Raw genomic sequence first — 26,753 nt, 5'->3', positions numbered from 1 at the left:
ATCTCCCGACACGTCTAAAGAGAACAGCAGATAAAAAATAAAATCTAGTTTCGGCAGCTTTATTTTTTAATGCCAACCTGGCTCAATCTACGGACGTCTCTTGTGCGATCTAGGCGGGCTGACCTCTGACAGCTTCAGAATAATACCACCATGAGTTCCCCCCCCTTACATATCCCACAATGAGATTAAAAAATTTAGTCAAATATGCCAGATTGACCCCGCAGAAGGAATTATTTTGCTCCCCTCATATCGAAAACTGTAAAACCGATCACAACCTATCCGTCCGGCCGCAGCTTATACATCGTGTAGAGCGCGAGCTAAAGACACTTTATAACAAAGACAGGAGATTATTAATAAAAATCCGGTTTTCATCAAACTCATTGGTGCTGACGTCCCGACGAATCAACGCATTGCGCCATTTCACGTTGAGGCTTTTCAGCGAACCGCTCTGCACGGTGTAAGCCAGCTCGGTCTCACGGCCCCATTCCTTGCCATCGTTGACCGTGGCGGTGTGCACGTTGTCATGGCTGATGTAGGGGTTCATCAGCGTCAGGCCCGGCACGCCGACGGCAGCGAAGCTGAGGTCGTAGCGCATCTGCCGGATACTTCCTTGGCGTTGTCGTAGCTGAAGTTGTAGCTGTCGTTCGCAGGATACTGCCGCTAGTGCCATTGACGCGCATCCAGGCATCATCGCCGCCGATTTTTTGCAGGCCGACTTAGAAGGTGTCGCCACCGTATTTGGCCGAGAGTGGGCCTTCTAGTCCCTGCACCAATCTCAATATGTGTGTCTGCACGTCCAAAACCGTCCTCCTATGTGGCGCCCTTGATCCCAAGGGGTTAGCGATTAAAGCGCGACCTCACAAGGCAAACATCGAACAAGACTACGTTGATAGCTTTCGCGCAAAGCGGAACATTACGTCATCGAGCCAGCGGCTGTAAGCGCCAGTAGAGGCGGGAATCATCAATTGGCGCGCCTCCAGGCTCTGCTCTGAACGGTGTGGCATCGACATGCTAGTGACCGAACCCGCCGGAGGCTCAGCAAACACTTTATAGGCCACGCCATACAGTCCGAGTTGGAGCCATCCACCTTTCCCCTCGCTTAGCAGCTCAAATGCTGCAAGTGCCGCCGCCCTAACATGAGATGGAGAAATGTAGTACGAGGCGAAGGAATTGCCGGCCGATGATGGGTTGGTCAGGGAGATCGACAACCAACTCATTCCACTATCATGATGTCTCCACACAAGACCTTTGGTATCCAGCCCCGTCAGATCAGCGTTGTCAAAATCATCGTAGCCTGCCTTGAGCTCACCCAATCCTGCCTGGCAAAGCTTCAAGAAAAACGCCTCGTGCCGCATATGGGCCGCGCGCAGACTACCTGCCAGCTTAGGCTGCGGCAGGAAAGCGAGCTCCAGGCGCGTTTCATCACTCCGGATACCCCACCGACTGTCGTTTGGTCGCTGCTGAAGCTCACGAACGAAGTCTTGCTCAGAAATGGCTTCACGGCTGACAGCCATCTGGCTGAGCGCACGGACAATGCCGTCCGACAGCTCCTGCTCATTGGTAAAGGTCACCCGGAACAGGCCATCAACGTAGTCGGATACTTCCCAGCGAAAATCTTGCTGCTTCCCCTCAACTGGCAGCTCTTGCAGAAATGCCAGAATTGGCTTACCACCAGCTTTTGCTCGACGGAACTCCTGCTGGGTCACCGATTCCCCGCTGCTTGTTTGATATCCGAATTCTGCCCCGAGGATGAGCACCACGATATCCGCCTGATCGACCTCCGTCATGCATGCCTCTTGGGAGGAATAAGGTCTTGCGCCAAAGTCCTCGCACATCACTGGAGTATGGCCAAGCAGTGAAACTGCCTTTTTGGCTGCAGCACGATATTGCTCAAAATCGCGAACAACGGAGCTGACGAACACCTTCATAGAAATCCCCCATTAAATGCCTGCGCGCCCCTCTGTCGTAGAAGCATAGCGATCATACCGTCTGGCTGACGTGTCGTGTCACTGCAGCCATCTCCTTTCCCTTGCCCTCTCAGCGAACGAAACCGCTGTTGTGAAAAAAGGGGCTTTTGATCGGCGTCCACGACCACGCCAAGCAACCGCCATCCATTACACTAATCTCGGCAAAGGACATCGTTTCCGCATCATGACATTCGGATACCTTCCACGATCTCAAGGACTACTGCATGACTACCATTGCTAGCGATCCCACGACCCAGCTTGCATTCTCCATGTATGAGAACAAGGGTGTATATGCAGTGCTGCTTGGATCTGGGGTTTCTCGTTCTGCCGGGATACCCACGGGCTGGGAAATCACGATGGAGCTGGTCAAGCGGGCAGGCATTGCCTCGGGCGCGGGCGAACAAGAGGACTGGCTCTCCTGGTACGTAGGTCAGACAGGGCAACAACCCAATTACTCATCACTGCTGGAGACTCTGGCCAGTACACAAACGGAGCGACGAGCGATTATTCAAGGTTTCCTCGAGCCCAACGAGCAGGAACTGGAGGATGGCCTAAAGGTGCCTACACGAGCGCATCACGCGATCGCCGCCATGGTTAAGTCCGGCCACGTGCGCGTCATCATCACCACCAACTTTGACAGATTGATGGAGAACGCCTTACGCGATCTTGGGATTGAGCCAACGGTGGTCACTTCAGTCGATACGTTGGTTGGAGCTGAACCGCTTACCCACACACAATGCTACATTTTCAAGGTTCATGGCGATTACAAAGACGCGAGGATTCTCAACACAGACGTAGAGCTGAGTGGGTACCCCTCCGAATTCAACACCCTCCTTGACCGCATCATCGATGAGTTTGGGTTGATAGTCGCTGGGTGGTCGGGCGAATGGGATCACGCATTGAGAACTGCGCTTCTTCGGGCTCCATCTCGGCGCTACCCCACCTTTTGGCTGGCACGTGGTCGGCTGTCCGAGCGCGGGGAGGAGTTGGTAGCGCACCGCCGCGCATCCGTGGTGAGAAGTGCTGACGCAGACATTTTTTTTGACGGACTGAATGTGAAGCTTGAGACCATTCAGCAGTCGCGCCAAGCCAACCCCCTGGGAATCGAACTCACCATCGCGATGGCAAAGCGCTTTATTGCCAAACCCGAGCACAGGATTCAGTTGGACGATTTGGTGGCAACTCAAACTCATCAAGCCATCGCCCACTTGGCACCGATTTTCGAATCTCGTGAAGATCGCAGATCCCAATCGTTCAATGACTGGGTTCTATTGTTTGAGGCATCCATCGAGCCGCTAGCAAGGCTTTGCACTGTGCTGGGAAGCTGGGGTACCGGGAATGAATCAAATTTGGTGTTGGACGCTATCAAAGGGCTTTACGCCGAAGCACAAAAGGAACAGTCCGGCTACACCCACTGGCTGGCGTTGAAGAGCTACCCAGCCGCTTTGATCATGTATGGCTATGGCATGGGACTTACCCGCGCCGGACGCCTGGATGAATTGTATAAACTCCTTGGCTCTGCACTGATGAACAGGCGCGAGATACCAAGTGTCATGGGAGAGGAGCTATCACCGTTTTACGTTGAGGATGGTACTGGTTTGCTTCAACATTGGAGAGGATTCGAAGGTCAGACAAATGCCAAAACTCCTCTGAGCGATAGGTTGGCGAGCGTACTGTCCACTCGTTGGGCTCAGAGCTTTGCCGGAGTACATGACCCGGTGCTTCTCTACGAGCGATTCGAATTTCTGTGCCTTTTGCGTTTCATCCAACAGCGTGGTGTTAACGAAGATGTGCTCAATGACATGATTGAGAAAAACCAGTTCCGGCAAATCGCAATGGGACGTCTCACTTGGCACTCAGAGACTATCAACCGCTTTATCCATGAGTACTCGACGGACGAGTACAAGGCACCCCTGTTAGCCGCTGGATTTGCCTTGGGCAGCCAATCCTACCTTCAACGCTTCTTGGAAGGTCTGCAGCGATTGTCGAGGTGGTGATTGGTAAGTTCGGAATCCTCTAATAGCTGAGTCATCGCCCGGATAGACGAGTACTCGCCCCCTCCCCAGACGAAGACTACCAACAAGTTGGTTTAGCACGATACATTTAACGCAGTCCGCAGAGCCTGATCGGAATAGAACAGGCTCTGTCGATTACCGACAGCGGACGCTAAGTCAACGATAACACCTCACGTCTAAAGACAACGTTTGGGCGCCCTTCGCCTACCCCATTATGCTTCAGTCCGAAAATCTTCTGGCTGATGAAAAACTATGGCCACATCTTCGCAAGACGTTTCATCGGCCATTCTAATAGGCGGCACCTTTAGGCGCTCGACGATGACCGTTGTGAAACCCGGCAGATCAGGTACGTCGCCATCGCCAAAGTGCGGGTGACACAGAGCGCCTCCAGGATTCAGGAGAAGCTTCATCCGCCTCGCCGTATCACTGCGCTCCCCTTCAGCTCCCTGCTTATTTGGAGAGTAATCAAACGGATCAAAAAATATGAAGTCGTACCGTTGATCAATGGTGAGCTGCTTCCAATCTCCGCAGTGGGGATGCACAGACGGATTTGCCTCAGCAAAACGCTCCAGGTCTTGGTAGACGGCCTTTTCGATCTCAACAATATCGTGCCGGGTAGGCTTCATATGCTCCTGTATGAGACTGGCCGAGATGCCTAGCCCGAAACCAATTTCCAGCACGGTTGCTGGATTGAGGTAGGCAAGTCGAAAAAACAAGGCCCTGAAGTACTCCTCTTCGGTACGCGACATGACCACCTGGCCGCCCCAAACGAGCACGTCTTCATTCTTTTCGTCAAAATCCAACTCGATCGAACTCATAGGGTTCTCAACTATGCCGCCTGCCTGATCCGTGGACTGACCAACCAATTGACGACCGACGTCATGACATTGCGATGGAGTTTCATTGCGAACGGTTAAACCGTCGTCATCCGAGCCGACCACAGCTTCCTCGTTCCTATCGGCGGCCGGCCTGTGCCATACCAACACAAGCTGAGAGTCATCAGGCCCTGTCGCATCGACAAAACCAGCATGCTCAGCCGCCTTGCGCGATGATGTATTGGATTTGCGCATATGCGCGTAAATGACATCGTGTTGACTGAGTGCACAGCAACGCAGGTAGGCAATGCGACCAATCTGACGGCCCTGACTGGGCCTGTTCAGAAATACGTGAAAGGATGCATGAAGGCCACGGATCGGATCATCGACGATATTGATGTAAGCGGCACCTGCCCTCTTGCCATTGGCCAATATGATCCAAGCCTCTCCTCCCGGCCCACCACCTCGCTCACGCGAACCCGGGATTTTTACCAACTCGATAGCATCTGCGCAGACAGGGCCCAACTTTGATTTGGCTTTTCCTGCAGGAGGGTTACGCGTCTGCCGCTTGGCTACTTTCGCCTTCGTACCGCTCAACGATCGAGCCATGGCGACTCTCCCAAGCCGAGAAGTAGCCGATCGCAACTTTGAGCCCAGAACTCCGCTGGGAAGAAACCTGGAGAAAACGCAATCACGATATCTGCAATACGATCCACCAGGCCGTGCCGTTGCAATGCCTGGATTAACTCATCAATACGATTCAACACATCCGGTAACGGGCAGTTCAAAGGACACGGATGCTCAACCGAATCACTGTCGCCGTCATACCTATTGCAGAAGTAGTCCATGTCAATGTGAAGCAAGATGGCTGCGTCATTCCCTTCTAGCCCCTCAAGCCAAGCGTCGAGATCATCAGTGAATCGATAACGCCCGCGCCCCACTCCTTTCTCAACCGGAATAAGCGAAACCGCAGGACGATTCTCACCGGGACTCAGCAACGTATCTGCCAGCAGTTCCAGATTAATCATCGAATCATGCGTACCGATGCATTTGGGGCCTTGGCAAAGATGCCGCACATCTGTTGCAGGAGCGTAGTGAAGAAAGGGTGTCAAAAAACTACCCATCCCCAAAGCGCCACTCATGATCGCTCTCGCTACCGTGCTGGGCTGAAGCAAATTGACGACCTGTTTTTCGATTGGATCGATCCAACCGTCAGCATGTTCAAAGAGTCGAGGCGCACCTAGATCTTTATGGTCATCGACATGAAGGACGGTAAGTTCGGAATGTTGCGGATTCCTGGCCAACCACTCGCTCCAGCTTTCCAGTGTCCATGTATCATTCAACGACAGCAGCACCCGCCCCCTGCGTTTACGAGCGACAGCCATATCCTGACAACGCAAATCATCGCCCCACCATGCAAGGCCATCGTTGAGCAGAGGGTCGATGTAGCGATACGGATCATCCGACCATCCCAGCTCCAAACTCCAAAGGTCGCCGGCCTGACTGGCTATTGCATCTTTATCGCAGAAATAGTCCCGAAGCTGAGCATGTCTTTGTTGTGGGTCAAGTGACAGTCGGGAAAGTGGAATGGTGATCGGCAGACTCATAGGACTCTGTCCCTTCCTGGGCGGCGCGGTTCAATATGTCAACAAGGCTCAGCCCGACCTGCGTCAATGGACACTCTTTCAGCGTGACGAATGCCTGCTTCAGGTGCAGATCGGTGTCTTCGATTTGGTTTACCGCGCGCGAGCTGAGGCTCACTGGCCCGTGGTCACGCACATAAATCCAGAAACGCTTGAGCTCTACAAAAACGAAGACTGCATGGAGCAACCCAGAGGGTGGTCGCAAGTCCTCTCTCCAAGGAGACACGACTTGGGCAGATGTACGCTCGACAGTCGGCGCGTATCGCTCCAGAAGATAGAGTTTTTGGTGGCGATGTTCATGGATCAATGAGTCCGCCAAATCGTACGGATCAATCAATCCCTCACCTTGAGAAATCGACACGTAGAGTGCGCCTGGAACGGAATTGTCACTGAACGATACGATTTTTTTTGGATCTGCGGTGGGATCACGAACAAATTGAACAGCACTGCATGCTGCCAATATCTCGGCCGCGAGCTCTGGACGCCAAGCTTTAACGATCGCCATGGCACACTCAACAAGTTCTCGCCCGGCATCCACAAGCTCATCGCCTTCGAAGAAAATAGCGTCTCCGAATGGCGCCCTCAGCCAACGGTCATCACGACCAACATCAAGGTCAGCACCATCCTTTTTCTCACCAGCCAGTGTAAGCAACAGATCCAGATAGACCGGGCTAACTGCAACGGGCTGACCGTCCACTGCTAATAAGGTGTGCCCTCGGTTCTGAGCCACTACCGCACTCGACCATGCTATGGCACCTGGATGAACTGCCACAGACTCAAAGGTGGCACCATCCATTGATTTAAGCTGCGTGGCTCGATTGTCCTGCGCGAACAAACTCAACGCCTCGTGCAGACGCCCAACCGCCTCCTCTCGGGCACCGCAACACAGCCAATCCAAGTGAGATCGGGAGGTCTCGGCCAATTCGAAACGGGTCAAGTCGAATGAGTCAGGAAGCGACACTGTGGGCTCTTCAAACAAATCGGAAGAAAGATGCTCCTTCAATCGATTGTTGATGTGCGAGACCAACCGCTTCATTTCGTTGCAGTACACCGTTGGATTACTAAAGCCATTCTCATCGAAGCGATGAGGAAGTGAGCCGCCACCACAGACTTCTACGATTGCACATGACTGGCAAGTGGCTGACAGACCATCCTTGCGCAAATAACGCCGATGCTGCTCGATGGAAGGTGAAAGAGCCACCTCAGCAATGGACGTATCTGACACTGTTCCTCCGAGCTTGGTTGCTCCATCCTGGGTAACTTTCAGAACGTCCAGATCGTGATAGCTGCCATCAGTCTCAATCGACAACAAGCTCACGTCTCCAAAGCCAAATGCATCAGTACCTGAGGGCAGCCCTGCACTGACATCGAGCAGAGCCTCAAAGGTTCTCAGTGGAATGTGCGCATATTGGTCGAACCAGACATCAAATGCATTGACCAGCCAATTCTCGTACAGACCTGGGTCTTGGTTTCGTCCTGGAGGCGGGCGAAGCCAGTGGGCGTCGGGTAACAGGAAATCCAAACGCGGAATGCTGAATTGATCAAAATATTCAAACAGCTCATTCGCGCTTATCGAAGCGTCCACCACAGCAATGACACCCGCGAAGATCGACGGATACTGCTGCAGACGCTTGAGTGCCTGCTCCGTCTGCTCAAAACTCGAACGCCCCTTTCGGGTCAGACGATGTTTGTCATTAGCAGACTTGGGCCCATCGAGACTGAGCGACACACCGATGTCAGCTTTCTCAAGGATGCCCAGTGCCTCGTAAGTCAACAACAGACCATTCGTCTGCAGGCTGACATCAACAGAAATGGTACAGGCCTCACGCAGAAGTTGCGCAAAATCCGCTAGCGATTGAGCACCTGCCAACAAGGGCTCACCACCATGGAAAATGACTGTACAGTGTTTCAGATTAGTCTGAAGTACGTACTCCGCGAGTTGTCGGGCAAATGCCTGGCGGTGATCAGCGGAGAGAAATTTGGGCATGGAGCGCCAACTCTGATCCGCGTGGTGGTAGACATAGCAGTAATCGCAATCAAGGTTGCATCGCGAGGCCACTTTTACCAAAAACGACGAAAACTTAGCGGCGTCCATGCAGACGACTCACGAACGGTTATGGCGGTGATGCAAACGATCATAACTGGTGATGACTTGGCTGGCGTCCGACTCAGTCAACACGCGCGAACGCAGGCGTTGGATTGCCGGATTGGTACTCTGCACCTTCGCCAGGCTATGGCGAATTGTCGACTGGGTCGACTCTTCGATCTTGATTGCTGTAGATGACATCGCATACTCCTTGACATGTTGAAGTGCCATTATCATGGACGATGGATCCAAAATTTCAAGGTTTATTATCGACCTTGTAACAAATTGAATAAATGCACACTTACTGGAGTAATTTTTAGCGGAGATTTGATGTTTTTCGAAGCTTTTCGCTGATCTTAGCCCTTAAGATGACTTCACACTCAGCGATAGCTAGTCACGGGAGGCGAACAGGCACTCACTGCACCAATGCAGCTAGGCGCTCACCCATCGGGAAGATCGCCTCGGTCGGGTCGCGCAGGAGCCAAGTACCAGCGTCCACCCAAATACCGCCATACCGATGCACGAACGCCATACGGATGAAATCGCTCTTGGCGATGATGGTCTCAATACCGTCGGCCAAAGTGAAGGCCAGCGACTCAAAGGTCCACCCTCTGTCGAGGATTTCCGGCCCTAGGTAGTTTTCGACCGTACGAGGGGTAAGCAACAGTAGGCGCCCCCCCCCTACACTCTGCGCATTAATACCAGTGCCAGCGCGACATAAGGCGGTATGGGCTGTGTAGGTGAGCCGAAACAATGCCCACTGAATATTCACTTTCTGATGTCCTTGAGCGGCTGCACCAAAACCAACTTACCTTAGAGGTCGCCGTGATGAAATTGACTCTGAGAGAAGAGCATCAAAAGGGAAAGGATACTGGCGATTACGTCCGTGGCGCGCTTCACACGATCGGTAAGATCGTTGGATACATCAAACAAGGCTTGGCCAAGCTGAGAGCCGAAGGCCCACGCTAGCCGAGCTATCCTCGACGTCTTCATTCCTCCCTTTCTCTAACTTTTGCGCATGCAGCGGGAAGTCAGCATGCTCTGTTTGCGTCTGCCCCCAGCGCCCCTTGTGAGCAGGATATTTGCAGCATTTGGTTGTCCTTTCTCAGTATCGGCGGCAAGTCATAGCAAATGCGATGGTAGCACGGTGTCTTTCGAGTCTTGAGATACACGGAATACTTAAATGTAATCTCGACGTTTTCAAGACCAATTTAACAGCTGCTAACTATTGGCACAGCCAAGGTTGGCAGCTTAGGTCTGATATCGATCGGTATTCGTTTACCCGATCGGATAATGAGAACGTATGACCGTCACCTAGCCCGTTAGGGCGGGCTGCGATCGTGTTTTTACAAACTCTGGGCTATTAGCGGACGCTTAGCAATGTCGGCTTTGTGACCGACCTCGCTCACAAAGCGACGAGTACCTTGCCCATAACGGATGCCGATTCAAGAGCGAGGTGCGCGTCGGCGATCCTCTCCAGCGGCACACTCATCCCGATATGGGGCGCATAGTTGCCACTGGCCAGGCAGGCGTTGATGTCCCTAATCGCGTCAATTTTCGCCGCCACGGGTACCGAATAGATAAACACGAAGCGCAGCACGCATCCATGCACCATCGCGCTTAACAGCGGCAAGGTGAGCGCATCGGTGGCATGCGTCATCCCGTAGGCACTGATGACACCCCCAGGCGCCACGCATGCAAGGTCTATATCCAGGTTCGCCTTCACGTTAACGTCGACGATGCGGTCCGCACCCCTGTTGCCCGTGCGCGCCTTGACTACCGCGGCAACATCTTCATTTAGACGGTCCAACACCAGATCTGCCCCCGCCGCCCGAGCGACGGCGGCCTGCTCTTCATTCCTGACGGTGGCCGCTACCCACGCGCCCGCCCACTTTGCCAGGAGGATGGCAGCAGTGCCGACCACGCCCGCTCCGCCTTGCACCAGTACATTCCTGCTCCGGATGTCGCCATCGGCGAACAGACAACGATGAGCAGTCAAGGCCGGGATGCCGAGTGATGCGCCGACCTCGAAAGATACGTTATCAGACAGTGGCACAGCCTGCGCCGACGGCACCACGACATAGTCGGCCGCGGTTCCTGTCGGCCTGCCGTACTGCGCTTCATAGATCCATACCCGCTGACCTACCCGACTAGCCTCTTTCGGATCGCCCACGGCGTCAATGACGCCTGCGCCGTCCTGGTGCGGAATGATTCGCGAGAACGGCATCGTGGAGGAGAACCCGGTGCGGGCCTTGAGGTCAGTTGGGTTCAGTCCCGACACGTGCACCCGCACTCGGACTTCTCCGGGGCCGGGATGGGGATCAGGGATTTCGGCGACGCAAAGCACCTCATGTGCAGGGCCTTGACGCTCGTAAAAAGCGGCTTTCATGGCTTTGTTCTCCGACGTGGAAGGCATGCTTGTGTAAGGCACCATTATCGAAATCCAGTATATTTTTTACAAGTAGGCACACTCTTTATGTATAAGGGTAAAAAGTATACTATTGATTTTCTATCTGAACTGAGGCAGCGTCATGGCGCGTGACAAGCTCGATCAATACCGATGCACAGTCGAAATCACCGTCCACATCGCGGGCGGCAAATGGAAGCCGTTGATCATTCACTACCTGCTGAGCGGAACCAAGCGTTTCGGCGAACTGAAAAAGCTGATCGGCGGGGTCACGCAGCGCTCGTTGACGTTACAGCTGCGCGAGCTTGAGGCAAGCGGCATTGTCAGCCGTGAAGTATTTGCCGAAGTGCCTCCACGGGTGGAGTACACGCTGACGGCGCTCGGAAACACACTGACTCCGACACTGGAAGCGATGAAATCCTGGGGCGAACACTACCTGGAGAGCAAGACCCGCACACGGAATGGCTAAGCGCAGCGAGCTACGGCTCCTTGCTTAGGAAAAGGACGCCCATGCAGTTCGGTGGGTCTGCTTTGGGTCCAGGCTTTGTGAAAACGCGCAAAATTCGTCGAAACGGTGAGTCGCGAGGGTTGCCTGTGGAATCCGTGGGTGGAAGCGCGAATTACCTTAGTCAGCTACATAGACGTTCGTAATGCCGTTTGGGCCGCGTCAGTGGCCCAAACGGCTACTCACGGGCGAGCAAGCGGCTGGATTCAAGCCCTGATTGCCTCCATCGGTCCTGCGATACCCAAGATGCTCATGTTCGTTTGAGGTTTATAGACGAGCACATGAAGGCTCATCTCAGTGCTCACCCTTGGCAGGGTTTTGGTCAGAACTGCTTCGTCATCTCAAGCGAATGAAGAATGTACTGGCCACGACGGACAGTGCAAATGTCCCAATCACAGGCAATGTCTCATTGCGCTGACGATACCAATTGCACTCTACGGCAATGTCTGAACGATCTTAGAATTAGACAGATTTTATGGATAATCCATCCAGTCAAACCTGATTTATCCAGCGCATACGGGCGCCTATGCTGAAACTCCTTACACCCGTGCAGGAGATTTCCCATGGCAGACCATTCCATCAAGGGCAAGGTAGTACTGATCGCCGGCGGAGCCAAGAACCTTGGCGGCCTGATCGCCCGCGACCTCACCACGCAAGGCGCCAAGGCCATCGCCATTCATTACAACAGCGCTTCCTCCAAGGCCGATGCCGAGGCGACCGTCGCAGCCATTCAGGCCAGCGGCGCGCAAGCCGTGGCGTTGCAGGCTGATCTCACCACAGCGGGTGCCGTCGAGAAACTGTTTGCCGACGCGATCAACTCTGTAGGCAAACCGGACATCGCCATCAACACCGTCGGCAAGGTGCTAAAGAAACCCATGGCCGAGATCACTGAGGCCGAATATGACGAGATGACTGCGGTAAACTCCAAGGCCGCCTTCTTCTTTCTCAAGGAAGCCGGCAAGCACCTGAACGACAACGGTAAGATCTGCACCGTGGTCACCTCGCTGCTGGGCGCGTTCACACCGTTCTACGCGGCCTATGCCGGCACCAAGGCACCGGTCGAGCACTACACCCGCGCAGCATCCAAAGAGTTGGGCGCGCGCGGCATTTCGGTGACCGCGGTCGGCCCCGGCCCAATGGATACGCCATTCTTCTACCCGGCCGAAGGCGCCGATGCCGTGGCGTACCACAAGACGGCTGCGGCGCTCTCGCCGTCGAGCAAAACCGGCCTGACCGACATCGAGGATGTGGTGCCCTTCATTCGCCACCTGGTGAGCGACGGTTGGTGGATTACCGGCCAGACAATTCTCATCAACGGCGGCTACACCACCAAGTAAGCCACTCGGCCTGTTCCTTGTCTCGCCGGAAGCCGCTGGATAACGGGCACTACCAGCTTCATCAATGGCGGCATTATTTCGCCGATCAACTGACGGATTGAGGGAGAAGACGACCGGATTGAAGCCCATCAACAGACGAGGAAAATCGAAATGCATGTGCTGATGGTTATAAGCGGTGGGTTGGTTCTTTTGGGCGTCTTCGTCCTGTTCGGCTGGCTCTGGGGGGCGAGCGCCTTAGGCATGGCGCTGGCGGCCAAGGCATTTGTGCCGGTGTGGCTGCTGTTGGCGGGTGTGAACATGTGGGTGGGCGTCAGCCATGCCGGCTACAGCGCACGCGAGGAGTTTCCGATCCTGCTGCTGGTCTTTGCGCTGCCTGCCATCACGGCCGCAATTGCGGCCTGGCAGTTCGCACGCACCTGACTTTGGGGAACATGACATGTCGATCGAAGGCAGTGCGGGCGACCTGACCAAGTTCGTGACCTTGCTGGGTGCGGCAGTGGTCGCCGTGCCATTGTTCAAGCGTCTGGGCCTGGGCTCGGTGCTGGGCTATCTGGCGGCGGGCCTGGCAATCGGCCCTTTCGGGCTGGGGCTTTTCAGCGATCCGCAAACCATCTTGCACACTGCCGAACTCGGGGTGGTGATGTTCCTTTTCATCATCGGCCTGGAAATGCGGCCCTCCCATCTGTGGAGCATTCGGCGCGACATCTTCGGCCTGGGCAGTTTGCAGATCCTGGTCTGTGGCCTGCTGCTGACCGGAGTGGGTGTGGCTTTCGGTTTCTCGCCGGCGGTGTCCTTCGTCAGCGGTATGGGTTTTGTACTCACCTCTACCGCTATCGTCATGCAACTGTTGGGCGAGCGTGGTGACATCGCGGCCCCGCGCGGCCAGAAAATAGTGGCCTTTCTGCTGTTCGAGGACCTACTGATCGTGCTGCTGCTGGCGCTGCTGGCGCTGGTGGCGTTCATTGCGCCCCTCGACCCAGCCTCGCCGGCGGCCGGCGCGCTGGCCGCACTGGTTGCGGCGGGTATCTGGCTGCTCAACCCGTTATTTCGCATCCTCGCCAACGCCAAAGCCCGTGAGGTGATGACCGCTGCCGCCCTGCTCGTGGTGCTGGGCGCGGCATTGCTCATGCAACTGGGTGGACTGTCCATGGCCATGGGTGCCTTTCTGGCTGGCGTGCTGCTGTCCGAATCGACGTTTCGCCACCAGCTCGAGGCGGACATCGAACCTTTTCGCGGCTTGCTGCTGGGCCTGTTCTTTCTCGGCATGGGCATGTCGCTGGACCTGACCGCGGTGGGGCGTAACTGGCCCATCATCGTGACGGGCGTGCTGGCGATGATGCTGATCAAGGGCGCAAGCATCTACGGCATGGCACGGTTGGCAAAAAGCTCGCACGCCAAGGCCCTGGACCGCGCCGTGCTAATGGCCCAGGGCGGCGAGTTCGCCTTTGTGCTCTTCGCCGCCGCGCTGACCAGCCGCGTGATCGACCCGACCGTCAATGCCAACACGACGGCGATTATCGTACTGTCCATGGCGCTGACCCCGCTGGCGGTGATCGCACACCGGCGTTGGGGGCCGAGAACCGGGGTTTCCATGGAGGGCGCGCAGACACCCAACGCACTGGCTAGCAGTGTGCTCATCGTTGGTTTCGGTCGCTTCGCTCAGATCGTGAGCCAGCATGTGTTGGCGCTGGGGGGCCGACATTTCCATCATCGACCATGACCCCCAAGTGGCGCGGGATGCCGGTGACTTCGGTTTCAAGGTGCACTACGGCGACGGCACGCGCGTCGATGTGTTGCATGCCGCTGGCGCGCACCATGCCCGAGCCATCCTGGTGTGCGTGGACGATGCGCGGGCCGTCACGCGGATCGTCGAACATGCCAAGGCGGCGTTCCCACATGCCCGGGTGCTTGCGCGCGCTCACGACCGCGAACACGCCATCGAGCTAATCAAGGCCGATGTGGACTACCAGGTCCGCGTCACCTTCGAATCGGCCATGGCTTTTGGCCGCGAAACCTCGATGGCGCTCGGCGCCACGCCCGAGGCGTCCGAAGCACTCGCCGCGCAGATACGCCATACCGACGCCGAGCGCTTGGCCTTGGAGGTGTCGGGGGGCATCTATGCCGGCAAATCCCTGATTCAGGGCAATGCGCAACCGAGGGGCTGATGCGATGGCGACTACATCGTCTCCACACTCCGAGCTGCTGCTGGATACCGGTGAACGCGCGACCGACGTGGTCCAATTCTGGCAGGAAGTCGGCTCGGCTCGATGGTTTGATAAGGACCCGGCCTTGGATCAGCACTTTCGCGAACGCTTTTTCGACCTGCACCTGGCGGCGGCCCGGCGCGAGGTCGACCACTGGATCGGTGAGCCGGAAAGTGCGCTGGCGCTGATGATCCTGCTCGACCAATTCCCGCGAAATGCTTTCCGCGGCACTGGCCACATGTACGCGACCGACCCACTGGCGCGGCACTTCGCACGTATCGCCCATTCACAGCGGCACATGGACGCCGTTGATCCGGAACTGCGTTTGTTCTTCTGCCTGCCCTTTGCACATTCGGAAGACCTCGCTGACCAGCATCTGTCCGTGGCACTCAATACCCGGCTGGGGCCGAGCGCCCGCTCCCATGCCGAAGGCCATCGCGACATCATTCGGCGTTTCGGCCGTTTTCCGCACCGTAATCCGCTACTGTTGCGCCAGACTACGCCGACAGAGCAAATCTTTCTGGATCAGGGAGGATTCGCGGGGTGATCATCCTACCGTCCCACGAACGCCGACTCCGCGTCCGGGCTTGGCACCACTCCCAGGGTTGAATGCACATGGACAAACTCGATCAGTACCGCGTCTTCGTGCGGGTCGCCGAAATGGGCAGTTTCATCAAGGCCGCCCATGCGCTGGAGCTGCCTCGCGCCAGCGTTTCCGCAGCGATCCAGCAACTCGAGGAGAAGATCGGCGTCCGCCTGTTGAACCGCACGACGCGCCGGGTCCATCTGACAGCGGATGGCACACAACTGCTCGAGCGCTTGCGCCCATTGCTGGCGGACGCCGAGGACGTCGAGCAACTGTTCCAGAGCAGCCAGCGCCAAGTGGTTGGCCAACTCAGGATCGATGCGCCCAGCCGCATTGCGCGACGCCTCATCGCGCCGGCGTTGCCGGGTCTGCTGCGGCGCTATCCTCAACTGCAGTTGACACTCGGCTCTACCGATCGCGCCATCGACCTGGTGCAGGAGGGCGTCGACTGCGCGGTACGCGTGGGCACACTGTCGGACAGCAGCCTGGCGGTGCGACCGCTGGGCGCTATCGCCTTGATCAACTGCGCCAGCAAAGCCTACCTGCATGAACACGGCGTGCCGCAGCAGCCGAGGGACCTGGTCGCCGGGCACTGGGCGGTTGGCTACGCCTCTCCCACCACGGGGCGGGAATTACCCTGGGAGCACGCTCCGGCCGACGGGCAGGAGCAGACCAGTAACGTACCCAGCCGGGTAGTTGTCAACAATGCCGAGAGCTACATCGCCTGCTGCCGTGCCGGGCTCGGCTTGATCCAGATACCCCGCTTCGACGTGAAACACCTGTTGGACAGCGGGGAACTGATCGAGGTCATGTCCGAGTTCCGTGCCGCGCCGATGCAGGTGTCCTTGCTGTATCCGCACCGTCGCCAGAGAACGCGTCGGCTCGGGGCATTCATCGAGTGGTTCGAGGATCTGATGGGGCCGCACCTCGAACCGTGATACGTGTTCACACTCACGGCCAAAGGCTTTGCCTCGCACATCGGCCATCACGTTTCGCTCTTCAGCCAACGGAGGGTGTTTCTTAGGAATCTATTGTAACCATGAACAGCTACACCCAAAGGAACGTCCCGGAACGCCATTACCTTGCCAGTATTTACGCAGCGGTATTCTGAACTAACCTTGTCGTCTTTAGGCTTTTAATCCGGTGAACTCATGGACACGCTAACCAAAGTGGAGATTGAAACAGCCCTTTCCGCTCGCCTTCCTAACTGTGCAGTTAGTTGTGCGTTCAATCCCGAGGGCAGCCTTTCAGTGACTGTAACGGCGCACGACGCTGATCAGTTCACCATCGTAAACATCAAACGCGCCCACTATCACGGGGAATCGGGAATCAATAGGCTTATCCGGGAAATACTGGAAGAAATGGTTATGTCTAGACAGTCTTCCCGGCGTTCATCTGTGGGGTAATTAAACGGGAACTCATATGCCGGACTCTACTGAAGTGCTCGCACAAACATCATCAATCAAATCGGCGTTTTTGTTTCTGTGTTTTCCGGAACTCCGTGAAGAACCTTAAAAATCAGTCTCCATCGGGACGCCAAGCCACGCCATTGACGTGCGACCCGCCGTCTGCATGGATAGTCATGCCGTTTACGTGTGCTGCATCATCGCTAGCCAGAAACAAGGCCCCCCCCAATATCCCTCTCAGGGTCACCCATGCGCCTGTTCGGGACCTGTCGGGTTATGGCCCCAGCAGCTTCTGGCCAGGTGCGCTCGAACTCATCGTACGCAGCAGTACGTGCTGCGGGACAAATCACGTTACAGCAAATGCCAAACTGACCCCACTCGACGGCTGCGGTGCGCGTGAGTGCGCGTACAGCTTCCTTGCCTATGTTGTAAGGAACCGTGTGCATGTGGGCGTTTACGCCATTCAGTGAACCAAAATTGACGATGCGTCCCCACCCACGCTCCTGCATATGTGGAAAAGACGCCTGCATTGCCCAGTAGGACGACCAAAAATTGAGATCCATGCCATAAGCTACATCCGCATCGGAAGTTTCTGCTAGTGACTTAGGAGCAATTCCACCGCCAGCGTTATTAACCAGGATATCTATCGCGCCGAAGCGACTGACTGTATCTGCGATAAGTCGCTCTACTTGCTCCTTAATACACACATCTATCGTCAGGAATTGTGCACGCACACCGAACTCTTCACGAAGTGATTGCGCGACACACTCCCCCACCTCAATCTTTCGCTGGGCAATCACTAGGGTAGCTCCCTCCCGGGCGAAACGGCGCGCAATTCCCAGCCCAACCCCTCACCGCCACCGGTAATAATAGCGACGCGTCCATTCAACCGACCCATATTCAACTCCTCTGATAATTGAGTGGAAATCGTATCGGCGAATGTTGTAAACATTCTCATCCAAATAGATTAGATGACTCAATATAATGAGTGCGGCCTATCTTAAGCAGGCCTAGGCACTGGCATTGTTTGCTGAACACCTGAACGCCTTGGGCCTTAAAGGCCCGTAGCAAATCGCTGACCAGCGACTATGTGGTGAAGGGCATTTGACGGCGGATGATTCTGCAGTCGCGGCTCGACGCGCTCGTGTCAAGCCGTTCGCGAACGCGGATCAGTTAGTACAAGCGCTGTTTGCGGAATGTCGACTGAAGTGCAGAGGCTGCACTGCAGCACCATATCGGTTTCTTTCATTGAGTCTGCAAATCTACTTGCAAGGCTGAATTCGCGATCCCCTTCTGCAGCCTCAGGTTACACATGGATGTGCAGTACCTGCTATCCATACCATCACGGTGTAAATAAAGATCAGAGCTCCAGTTGAAGAATCGGCGGATCGCCGAAGTGCAGTACTAGGTCACGCTACGGCGCACAGCGCGCCCACTTTCAGTGCGATGCTCCCAGCGGTCGACATACTCACCATTGGAATAAAACACTGTACCAACAGGATCGTTGGCATGTTGATGGCAAGCTTGAACATAGGTGTATGTTTGTCATTTTTTTGCTCTCCACTTTTACCATTATGGAACCGATCAAGTGCCGGATAGACCCGCAAAAATCAATATAACGGCGCATCGTGGCCACTTAAAAGGCAATTCCAAACTGATCGTGGCCGTCACCGTAATCAAACACTACATCATTCTCGAAACACCTCCGATCTAGTCCCAACTTTTTCCATCAATCATCCTAACAAAAAGACCAAGCTCCTTAACAATTTCCCGTTCATCAACAATCATCTGCAAAGTGCTTTTTTACATGCTTGCTTTCCATCAGTATTTTGCCGTGATGGCCACACACGTACAGTTTTCCTCAAAAGGCGCTCTCAGGGCACGCGACTCACTCGTCTCGCCACCTTTGTTATTCAGCGGCCCGCTCAGGAGCGCATGCCACAGTCTCTGCTGGACTACGAAGTCCAATCCACACGGTTACTTTGAAATCCGATTAGACCTGTATCTGAAGCTCAGGGATGGCTGCGAACAAGTCCGCAACCAAACCGTCATCAGCCACCTGGAAGATCGGCGCTTCTTCGTCCTTATTGATCGCAACGATCACCTTGGAGTCTTTCATGCCGGCCAGGTGCTGGATCGCTCCGGAGATACCGACGGCGATGTACATCTGTGGAGCAACGATCTTGCCGGTCTGGCCGACCTGCATGTCGTTGGGTACAAAACCTGCGTCGACCGCGGCGCGGGAAGCACCGACGGCAGCGCCCAGCTTGTCGGCCAGGGCGTACAGGTGCTTGAAGTTGTCGCCGTTCTGCATGCCGCGACCGCCGGAAACGACGATTTTGGCAGCGGTCAGTTCCGGACGATCGGACTTGGCCAGTTCTTCGCCGACGAAGCTGGAAGTGCCAGCGTGGTGAGCAGCCGCAACTGCTTCAACCGCCGCCGAACCACCTTCTGCTGCTACCGGGTCGAAACCGGTGCCACGCACGGTGATGACTTTTACCGAGGCAGTGGACTGTACGGTAGCGATAGCGTTACCGGCATAGATCGGACGCTTGAAGGTGTCGGCGCTTTCGACCGAAACGATCTCGGAGATCTGATCAACGTCCAACTGCGCAGCGACGCGCGGCAGGATGTTTTTGCCGTTGGAGGTTGCGGCAGCCAGGATGTGGCTGTAGCCAGCGCCAAATTCTGCAACGAGTGGCGCGACATTTTCCGGCAACTGGTGAGCGTAAGCGGCGTTGTCGGCCAGCAGTACTTTGCTCACGCCAGCGACTTTTGCAGCGGCTTCAACCACGGTGCCAGAGCCCTGGCCTGCAACCAGCACGTGGATGTCGCCACCGATTTTGGCGGCAGCGGCCACGGTATTCAGGATGGCCGGGGCCAGCACCTTGTTATCGTGTTCGGCGATTACGAGAATAGTCATGATCAGATCACCTTCGCTTCGTTTTTCAGTTTCTCGACCAGTTCAGCCACCGACTTGACCTTGATACCCGCGCTGCGTGCTGCCGGCGCTTCGACTTTGACGGTCTTGTTGGTGGAGGCGGTGGAAACGCCCAAAGCGTCCGGAGTCAGCACTTCGAGAGGCTTCTTCTTGGCTTTCATGATGTTTGGCAGAGACGCGTAGCGCGGCTCGTTCAAACGCAGGTCGGTGGTGACGATGGCCGGCAGCTTCAAGGAAACCGTCTGCGCACCGCCGTCGATTTCGCGGGTCACGGAAACGCTGTCGCCGCTGACTTCGACCTTGGAGGCGAAAGTCCCCTGGCCGTAACCGGTCAGCGCCGCCAGCATCTGGCCCGTCTGGTTGTTGTCGCTGTCGATGGCTTGTTTGCCGAGGATCACCAACTGAGGCTGTTCCTTGTCGACAACAGCTTTCAACAACTTGGCAACGGCCAGGGAAGTCAGCTCTTCAGCGGATTCGACGAGGATGGCGCGATCAGTACCCAGAGCCAGCGCAGTACGCAGTTGCTCCTGGGCAGTGGTCAGACCGATGGAAACGACGACGATTTCAGTCGCAACGCCTTTCTCTTTCAGGCATACGGCTTCTTCCACGGCGATTTCGCAGAACGGGTTCATCGACATCTTGATGTTAGCGAGGTCGACGCCGGAATTATCCGCCTTGACGCGAACTTTCACGTTGTAATCGACTACACGCTTTATAGAAACAAGTACCTTCATCGCTTCCTCTAAGCTAGCTTTTTGGACAGCCCCTATTGGACTGAGTTAATGGAACACACCCACGACGGTGTTCAGGTAAATTGCCTGCTGCCTGCGTAAAAGAAATGTTCGGGTACTACCCAGCAGCATATCGTCGAGGTATTCAAAACTACCGGCTCGCGTGCAACGCTGCCCGGCGCCCGGAAAAAACACAATCTGCAGCGGAAAGCCCGCTGACATATAAGTTCGATGGCAAGCCAATCGCAGTTCTACCTGCTGCATAGAGACCACCAATCGGGGAACTATCGGCACGTAAAACCTGCCCGCTTTGCTCATTCACACGGAGACCTCCCACCGTCATTGTCGGACAGGGAAACATCTTGCTGGATGACGAAACATCCACCGCATAGAAAGGGCCTTCTCGCAGGGCGTGGCACTCAGAGCGACTCTTGCCAAACTCATCGGCTTCCAGTCCATCCACCCCCCGGTTGTAGCGGGCTACGGTTTCCATCATGGTCGCCTCGGGGATCTTCATTTTTCTCGCCAATGCCCCCAGGGTTTTGCCCTTGCGGACCTGGAAGAGTAAAGCGAGCACCAGCGAAATACGCATGAACGGGAACAGGTTATCGAGCACCACTTCCCGCCAGGAACCGCTATAAAGTGCGCGATCCAGAAGTATGTAGCCTTCACCGGACTGATGTTCGTTCATGGCCAAACCAATGGCCGCGCCATATAGCTCTTCGTTAACATAGCGCTGGCGTTGATCAGGATGCCTTTGGGCCACTGCGAGGGCGGATTGATGAATCGCCAACTGCTCATTCGCTCCATCAGGCCCGCCACCCCGCCGACACTCTGTCCCAGGCGTATGCCACTGCCGTTGTCACCGCCCGGAGACCCCATGGCCATGCTAGTGACGTACTTGGGCGCATGACTTTCGACCATCTGACGGTTCCAGACGAACCCACCCGCGCTCAGGCATACCCCACGATACGCGCGGACTCGATAGTGCTTTCCATGCTCGCGCTGCAGCGCTTCTGCCTGGCGCCAGAACACTTGAGCCTTGCGCTCAAGCCGCGCGAAACCGGGCATTGATGTCGGTAGTCTTTGCAGAATTTTCCGTGCTTTCTCCTGGGCCTGAGCGTATGTCACGGCCTCGGGTGAGTCCGGTGGGATGCGGATCACTGAAACGCCCAATACATCCCCGCCCGTCGATACGATCAGTCGACGGGCTTCAGTCCGTGGCCAGAACTCAACCCCCAGCGCCGCTGCTCGCGCCTGCAAGGGCTCAGTCAAGTGAATGCCGAATCCAACCGATTGATTGGACGGCTCATGCCAATACTTGTGGCCCCGCGCCGCAGGCTTGGCGATAGCCGCGTGCGTGGCTGCCAACGCGCTGTCCGAATGGTACAGAAAACTTCCGGCGGGCGGATAAAAGGTTTTCTTCGGGTAGTAGGTGCTATCGAACCGAACACCATGACCGGCCAGCCAGTCCAGATCGGCTGAACTGCCCGCGCAGAACCGCTGGAGTGTCTGCGCACTGACAACATTCTGAGTCTCGATGCGCAGGTATTTGTACATCTCCTCTACCGTATCCTCTACCCCTGCCTGGCGCTGGACGCTCGTTCCGCCACCGGCGTAGAAAATACCGCCGTTCATGGCCGTGGCTCCTCCCCCCGAAAACGCGTCCACCGCGAGCACCTGCAGCCCCCTTTCGGCGGCCTGAAGTGCCGCACTCACTCCCGCACCACCATAGCCAACCACCGCAAAATCAGTGGTGAAATCCCACTCAACCGCCTGCACATTCTCGACGCGCTCCGGCGACTCGACGTTGCTGAACCATTGGGGTGAATCCGGCCCGAACTCATATGACATGCTGAACCTCCTGGAAGCTGTATGGCCTCTGACTGCTTCCCATACACAGACACCCCGTACCTTAAAAACATCCATCGGTGCAAAGCTGATCCAGCGACTGAGTTGCAGGTCAAAGAAACGAGATGAGTGTGCACAGAGTCGGTGTAACGTCGCCCGGGGAGCGACGCAACACCTCAACTTAGGTCAGGCATCAGGCTTGGCGGCTGCTTCCCTGGCTTCCTGGGCGATTTTCTCTGCCGCTTGCTGCTCCCAAACAGGCAACGCATGGCGGGTATCGGTTTCTGCTTCAAAGCGGTTAACCATCTCGGGTTTGATATCTGCCACATCAACAAAGAACTGCTGGTACCAACGGCGCAGTTGATAGAGCGGACCATCGCTGTCGCACAACAGAGGGTTGTCGATGCGCGTCTTGGTTTTCCAGATGGCCACGTCCTGCAGCGTGCCGATGCGAAAAACCTCAGTCACCATCGCGGCGCGGGCCGCATTTTGCTCGGCATTCAGATCAGCACGGTTACGAGTAATGAAACCCATGTGCAAGGCAAAACTGTTTGCATCGATCGGGTAGTGAGCCAGGATTTCATAGCTTTCGATAGGGTCGTCACCGGTAAAGTTAACCATCAGCCGCGAGACTAGGTAAGACGGGCCGTGGTAGGTCGTCTCACCGCGTGACATGCAGGCCAGATCAGCAATATCGCCGGTATAAGTCGCATCTTTCTGGTAGGGAGGCTGTTCGATTTGCGGGCCGGTCTCCAGATACTGCGTTGCAAAGTTGCCCTCGAAAACGTTCTTGAAATAGGAACTCGCCCCACCTTTACCGTACCCATGGATATAGAAAAAGTGCGCGACGTCCACCAGATTGTCGACCAATTCCCGGCTGTTGGTGCCGACGGTTTCAGTGGTCCAGGACCAGTCGGTCCATTCATCGCTGAAGGCCCCTTCCAACCGAGGAATGATCACATCCGCCGGAGGAGGATTGCCCTCGGGGTCGTGCCAGACAAACAGTTGCCGGTTCTCTTCACAGGTGATGAAGCTCTGCGTGCGAGCACGAGGCGGAACACGCCTGGCATACGGGATCCCGGCGCACTTTCCATCCCCTGCCCAGCGCCAGTCATGGAACGGACAGGCAATGTTGTCGCCCTTGATGGTTCCTTCACCCAGGTGGCCACCCAAGTGCGGGCAGAACGCATTGAGTACATTGAGTTTTTTGCTGTGCTCACCCTCGAAAACCACCAATTGGGTACCAAATGCTTCAAGGGTATGTGGTTTTCCGTCTCTGAACTGATCGCTCAGCCCCAGGCAGTGCCAACCACGAGCAAAGCGTTCACTCAGGTCGCTGACGATGACGTGGGCTTTATCATCCAGATTATTGGCCAGATTACTCATACAAACCTCCATTCTATTTTTGTTTTTTTCAGAAAACTGACGGGCGCACCGTCATAGAGCTTCAAGTGAAACTTGCGGACGGGTTCATCAGGGCAAGGCCGCGGCGTAAATGAGGTGCATCAACCAGTTTGATTTGCCCGATCACCTCCAGCAGTTCGGCGTCCAGTGGCTGCCGTTGCCGTTGCTGTTGTGCAATCCAGCCCTTTACCCACTCCAAGGCCGCTTGATCAACGCGATCGGCCGGCGTATTGGTGTCAACTTCGACATGTAGCTCACAGTCGCTGCCATCATGAATCGGCAGGCAAAATGAGACTTGCCTGGGTCCCTGCTCTTGAATGCTTTTTCTAGCGCTGACGCGTTCAAGAGTCATTACTTGCGAGAGCCAATGGGCGATACCCAGACGCATAGCGCGTTGAACTTCGTCGGCCAGAAACACACCGTTCTGTGGATTGAGGACATAGCCAATCGGCACATCCAGCAGCGTTTCCTCAAGAACGAGATGTTCTTGCGCACCAAAATCCAGGCAAACCGAGCACTGCAGATACCCCGAGACTTGTCCCTCATCGGTTCGGACAATTTTGAGCTTCTGAGCACCCTTCGCGAGATAAGCAACGGACATGTGCACCTCCAGTCCTGGTCACCATAAGGCCGTCGGGTAAACGCCGACGGCCTGACGCATTAAAGGAAGAAATCCTGGCTCTGCTGGCCCATCTGCACCTTCGCCCAGTTGACACCAAACATTTGGAACTGGTTTGCCGCATGCTGGCGGCCCACATTGATGTCCGCCAGAAACCGGCCATACGGGTTGTTCGTGAACACCGCCGCGCCCCCCGCCGCCTTGAACAAACGAGACGCCAGGTACGAGACTCGTTCAGGCGGAAAGCTCGCCTGGAAGCGGTACTTCACGCGCTCTTCAATGGGCGGAACTTCCCCGCGCTCGGCGTAACCTTCCAGCGCATCGAAGTTGCGCTTGAGCACAAGGGACAACTCATCGATCGCATTGCTCGCTTCGGCAATGATCAATTGAGCCGTGGGATCTTCGTTGGTTTTGATACCCACGACATTGACTCGCACCTTGGCGGTTTCCAGGAAGCAGTCGAGCATGCCGCGCAACGCCCCAATGGCGGCAGTGGAAACGGCCCGACTGAAGACCTGACCGAAAGGCATCCGGTAGAGCGGCGAGGTGTTCCACTGGTTACCTGGACTATTGCAAGTAAAACCGTCGAACATTTTGTGGGTGCGATACTCAGGAACGAACACATCGTTAATGACGATGTCCTTGCTGCCAGTGCCTTTGAGGCCAGCGGTATGCCAAGTATCGACGATTTCGTAGTCCTTGCGTGGAATCAACCAAGTCCGGGCATCCATCGGTTGGCCTTCAGGTTGCTGCACCAGGCCGCCCAGAAACACCCACTCGCAATGGTCGCAACCGCTGGAGTAACCCCAGCGCCCACTGAACATGAAGCCACCTTCGACCGGCGTTGCGCGACCGGTCGGCATGTAGGAAGAGGAGATCCGGGTCGAAGAGTCCTTGCCCCACACATCCTGAGCGGCCCGATCATCGAACAGCGCCATCTGCCAGGCATGCACCGCGACGACCGAATAGACCCAGCCGACGGACATATCACCCTCGGCGAGCGCCATGACCACATCGTAAAAAACCTTAGGGCTTAGCTCATAGCCACCGTAGCGCTTGGGCTGAAGGATGCGGAACAGGCCGGCCGCCTCTATATCATTGATGGTTTCCTGCGGCAGGTTTCTGTGCTCATCACCCAGCTTGGCCCGTTGGCGCAGCATGGGAATCATGGCGCGTGCGCGGCTGATCAGCTCTTCGCCGTCTGGAATGTCCAGAACAGGCTGTTTCATTTCGACTGTTTGCATGGTTTTTATCTTCCGAAATAGTGAAACCAATGTTCTGCAAGGCACTCGTCGGTGCTCTGCTCCTCAGGGTGGGGAGAGCGGCCTACTGTCCGGGCGGCGGGGACCAGTGATGCCCCCAATGGCTGCCACGGGTAGTTTCGAAAACCGAATGATTGTTCTCCCAATCCTTGACCAGGCCACCGCAACCGAACTCGAGGGCAAAACCACCGGGAGTCCAGACATAGAACGAGACCATATCGTCGTTAACATGACGGCCAAGGCTGCTTGCCAGAGGCACCTTGTGCGCGGCGACGCGGTCAAGCGCTCGCCCCACGTCGTCCAGACCGGGGACTTCCAACATGATGTGGACGCAACCGCTAGGTTGAGGAATTTCCGCGAGGGCAAGGCTATGCTGACGAGGATTGCAGTGCATGAAATGAATACGTGCACGATGCTCGGGAGACAGTTGGGCATGCAGAATGTCGGAGAGTCCGAAGCCGCAGACCTCACGCCAGAACTGAAATGAGGCGTCGAAATTCATCGACGGCAGCACCACATGCCCCATGCCCATATTACCGGTGACAAAGCGCTCTACCCCGACCGGCGACAGGAAAGGTGCGAAGTCGGAGATCGGCCCCCACATCACTTCCTGTCGGTTCCCGGACGGGTCGACAAAGGAAAACAGCCCGGTCACTTTGCGCAACGCGCGATCCAGTGCCGACGACTCGATGATCTCGACACCAGCCTTTTCAACGGTCTCCTTGACACCTACGAACTGCTCCTGGGACGTGGTTTCCCAGCCCGAGGCATAGAGCCCGTCGCGAGTGCCTGGAATGACCAGGATTCGATAGTGACGACCATCGGCTTTCAGATAGATCGCGCCATCCTCTGCCGGCAATTCGGCCAAGCCAACAACCTGCGTACCAAAGTGTCGCCATTTCTCGACATCGGTGGATTCGACCACCACATATGCCAGTTGATTAATGCTCATCTCCATCCCCTTTTAGGCTTTT

The 26,753-nt window shown here is 56.0% G+C and carries 24 protein-coding genes and 3 pseudogenes; 10 read left to right on the top strand and 17 right to left on the bottom strand.

What is annotated here, in order from left to right:
- Window positions 1–328: 328 nt before the first annotated feature.
- Together PverR02_RS11955 and PverR02_RS11950 are read right to left on the bottom strand one after the other, a co-directional pair.
- Window positions 329–749: pseudogene (locus tag PverR02_RS11955) on the bottom strand (OprD family outer membrane porin); the annotation flags it as partial.
- 132 nt (window positions 750–881) lie between these two features.
- Complete coding sequence (locus tag PverR02_RS11950) at window positions 882–1,928, bottom strand: DUF4062 domain-containing protein (RefSeq protein WP_079443462.1); 1,047 nt, start codon at window positions 1,926–1,928, stop codon at window positions 882–884.
- A gap of 263 nt (window positions 1,929–2,191) precedes the next feature.
- Between PverR02_RS11950 and PverR02_RS11945 the strand changes: the two genes are divergently transcribed.
- The gene (locus tag PverR02_RS11945; RefSeq protein WP_079443461.1) at window positions 2,192–3,964 is read left to right on the top strand and encodes an SIR2 family protein; all 1,773 of its coding nucleotides are present in this window, start codon (window positions 2,192–2,194) and stop codon (window positions 3,962–3,964) included.
- Window positions 3,965–4,194: 230 nt separating this feature from the next.
- Here PverR02_RS11945 and PverR02_RS11940 read toward each other — a convergent pair whose 3' ends face one another.
- The 5 genes from PverR02_RS11940 to PverR02_RS11920 all read right to left on the bottom strand — a co-directional run bounded on the left by PverR02_RS11940 (window position 4,195) and on the right by PverR02_RS11920 (window position 9,298).
- A complete protein-coding gene (locus tag PverR02_RS11940; protein ID WP_079443460.1) occupies window positions 4,195–5,406 on the bottom strand; it encodes a class I SAM-dependent methyltransferase in 1,212 nt (403 codons plus the stop codon).
- Window positions 5,391–6,404: a hypothetical protein gene (locus PverR02_RS11935; RefSeq protein WP_079443459.1), complete on the bottom strand. Its 1,014-nt coding sequence runs from the start codon at window positions 6,402–6,404 to the stop codon at window positions 5,391–5,393. The genes PverR02_RS11940 and PverR02_RS11935 overlap by 16 nt, the downstream gene beginning before the upstream one ends.
- Entirely contained in the window at window positions 6,361–8,535 is a 2,175-nt protein-coding gene (gene yhhB / locus PverR02_RS11930; RefSeq protein ID WP_079443458.1) for a cyclophane-forming radical SAM/SPASM peptide maturase YhhB, read from the bottom strand. Before yhhB ends, PverR02_RS11935 begins: the two co-directional genes overlap by 44 nt.
- 9 nt (window positions 8,536–8,544) lie before the next feature.
- Entirely contained in the window at window positions 8,545–8,727 is a 183-nt protein-coding gene (gene yhhA, locus PverR02_RS11925) for a YhhA family cyclophane-containing RiPP (RefSeq protein ID WP_079443457.1), read from the bottom strand.
- A 214-nt stretch (window positions 8,728–8,941) separates the two neighbouring features.
- Complete coding sequence (locus PverR02_RS11920) at window positions 8,942–9,298, bottom strand: capsular polysaccharide synthesis protein (RefSeq protein ID WP_227778846.1); 357 nt, start codon at window positions 9,296–9,298, stop codon at window positions 8,942–8,944.
- On the opposite strand from PverR02_RS11920, the gene PverR02_RS11915 reads away from it, so the two are divergent.
- The gene (locus PverR02_RS11915) at window positions 9,280–9,495 is read left to right on the top strand and encodes a hypothetical protein (protein ID WP_079443455.1); all 216 of its coding nucleotides are present in this window, start codon (window positions 9,280–9,282) and stop codon (window positions 9,493–9,495) included. The genes PverR02_RS11920 and PverR02_RS11915 overlap by 19 nt on opposite strands.
- Window positions 9,496–9,602: 107 nt before the next feature.
- Window positions 9,603–9,833: pseudogene (locus PverR02_RS32565) on the top strand (GNAT family N-acetyltransferase); the annotation flags it as partial.
- Between the two features lie 98 nt (window positions 9,834–9,931).
- On the opposite strand, the gene PverR02_RS11905 reads toward PverR02_RS32565, so the two are convergent.
- Window positions 9,932–10,915, bottom strand: a complete 984-nt coding sequence (locus tag PverR02_RS11905) for an NADPH:quinone reductase (RefSeq protein ID WP_167379483.1) — start codon at window positions 10,913–10,915, stop codon at window positions 9,932–9,934.
- Window positions 10,916–11,057: 142 nt separating this feature from the next.
- Between PverR02_RS11905 and PverR02_RS11900 the strand changes: the two genes are divergently transcribed.
- From PverR02_RS11900 to PverR02_RS32560, 7 genes and pseudogenes are all read left to right on the top strand, one after another.
- Window positions 11,058–11,402 carry a winged helix-turn-helix transcriptional regulator gene (locus PverR02_RS11900; protein ID WP_079443453.1) on the top strand — a complete coding sequence of 115 codons (345 nt, stop codon included), beginning with the start codon at window positions 11,058–11,060 and terminating at the stop codon, window positions 11,400–11,402.
- A 599-nt stretch (window positions 11,403–12,001) separates the two neighbouring features.
- Entirely contained in the window at window positions 12,002–12,775 is a 774-nt protein-coding gene (locus PverR02_RS11895; RefSeq protein WP_079443452.1) for an SDR family oxidoreductase, read from the top strand.
- A 150-nt stretch (window positions 12,776–12,925) separates the two neighbouring features.
- The gene (locus PverR02_RS11890; protein WP_079443451.1) at window positions 12,926–13,195 is read left to right on the top strand and encodes a hypothetical protein; all 270 of its coding nucleotides are present in this window, start codon (window positions 12,926–12,928) and stop codon (window positions 13,193–13,195) included.
- Window positions 13,196–13,211: 16 nt separating this feature from the next.
- A pseudogene (locus PverR02_RS11885) lies at window positions 13,212–14,940 on the top strand (monovalent cation:proton antiporter-2 (CPA2) family protein).
- 4 nt (window positions 14,941–14,944) lie between these two features.
- Window positions 14,945–15,526, top strand: coding sequence for a DUF924 family protein (locus PverR02_RS11880; RefSeq protein WP_079445007.1), 582 nt, complete (start codon window positions 14,945–14,947; stop codon window positions 15,524–15,526).
- A 68-nt stretch (window positions 15,527–15,594) separates the two neighbouring features.
- A complete protein-coding gene (locus PverR02_RS11875; RefSeq protein ID WP_079443450.1) occupies window positions 15,595–16,503 on the top strand; it encodes a LysR family transcriptional regulator in 909 nt (302 codons plus the stop codon).
- Window positions 16,504–16,716: 213 nt separating this feature from the next.
- Window positions 16,717–16,971, top strand: coding sequence for a hypothetical protein (locus PverR02_RS32560; RefSeq protein ID WP_079443449.1), 255 nt, complete (start codon window positions 16,717–16,719; stop codon window positions 16,969–16,971).
- A 203-nt stretch (window positions 16,972–17,174) separates the two neighbouring features.
- On the opposite strand, the gene PverR02_RS11865 is transcribed toward PverR02_RS32560, so the two are convergent.
- The 9 genes from PverR02_RS11865 to PverR02_RS11825 all read right to left on the bottom strand — a co-directional run bounded on the left by PverR02_RS11865 (window position 17,175) and on the right by PverR02_RS11825 (window position 26,731).
- The gene (locus PverR02_RS11865) at window positions 17,175–17,813 is read right to left on the bottom strand and encodes an SDR family NAD(P)-dependent oxidoreductase (RefSeq protein ID WP_321572499.1); all 639 of its coding nucleotides are present in this window, start codon (window positions 17,811–17,813) and stop codon (window positions 17,175–17,177) included.
- A 1,151-nt stretch (window positions 17,814–18,964) separates the two neighbouring features.
- Window positions 18,965–19,894, bottom strand: coding sequence for an electron transfer flavoprotein subunit alpha/FixB family protein (locus PverR02_RS11860; protein ID WP_079443448.1), 930 nt, complete (start codon window positions 19,892–19,894; stop codon window positions 18,965–18,967).
- 2 nt (window positions 19,895–19,896) lie between these two features.
- Window positions 19,897–20,646: an electron transfer flavoprotein subunit beta/FixA family protein gene (locus PverR02_RS11855; RefSeq protein ID WP_079443447.1), complete on the bottom strand. Its 750-nt coding sequence runs from the start codon at window positions 20,644–20,646 to the stop codon at window positions 19,897–19,899.
- 148 nt (window positions 20,647–20,794) lie between these two features.
- Complete coding sequence (locus PverR02_RS32880; protein WP_079443446.1) at window positions 20,795–21,334, bottom strand: FAD-binding protein; 540 nt, start codon at window positions 21,332–21,334, stop codon at window positions 20,795–20,797.
- Window positions 21,331–22,497, bottom strand: coding sequence for an FAD-dependent oxidoreductase (locus tag PverR02_RS11845; RefSeq protein ID WP_161493722.1), 1,167 nt, complete (start codon window positions 22,495–22,497; stop codon window positions 21,331–21,333). The genes PverR02_RS32880 and PverR02_RS11845 overlap by 4 nt, the downstream gene beginning before the upstream one ends.
- A gap of 183 nt (window positions 22,498–22,680) precedes the next feature.
- On the bottom strand, window positions 22,681–23,880 hold the full coding sequence (locus PverR02_RS11840; protein WP_079443444.1) for a Rieske 2Fe-2S domain-containing protein: 1,200 nt from the start codon (window positions 23,878–23,880) through the stop codon (window positions 22,681–22,683).
- A 61-nt stretch (window positions 23,881–23,941) separates the two neighbouring features.
- Window positions 23,942–24,499: a hypothetical protein gene (locus PverR02_RS31780; RefSeq protein ID WP_152031999.1), complete on the bottom strand. Its 558-nt coding sequence runs from the start codon at window positions 24,497–24,499 to the stop codon at window positions 23,942–23,944.
- A 59-nt stretch (window positions 24,500–24,558) separates the two neighbouring features.
- The gene (locus PverR02_RS11830) at window positions 24,559–25,761 is read right to left on the bottom strand and encodes a flavin-dependent monooxygenase (protein ID WP_079443442.1); all 1,203 of its coding nucleotides are present in this window, start codon (window positions 25,759–25,761) and stop codon (window positions 24,559–24,561) included.
- A gap of 82 nt (window positions 25,762–25,843) precedes the next feature.
- The gene (locus PverR02_RS11825) at window positions 25,844–26,731 is read right to left on the bottom strand and encodes a VOC family protein (RefSeq protein ID WP_079443441.1); all 888 of its coding nucleotides are present in this window, start codon (window positions 26,729–26,731) and stop codon (window positions 25,844–25,846) included.
- Window positions 26,732–26,753: the final 22 nt, after the last annotated feature.

Origin of the sequence: Pseudomonas veronii, assembly GCF_002028325.1 — a bacterium.
Lineage (GTDB): Bacteria > Pseudomonadota > Gammaproteobacteria > Pseudomonadales > Pseudomonadaceae > Aquipseudomonas > Aquipseudomonas veronii.
This window is presented reverse-complemented; position numbering and strand designations above follow the sequence as displayed.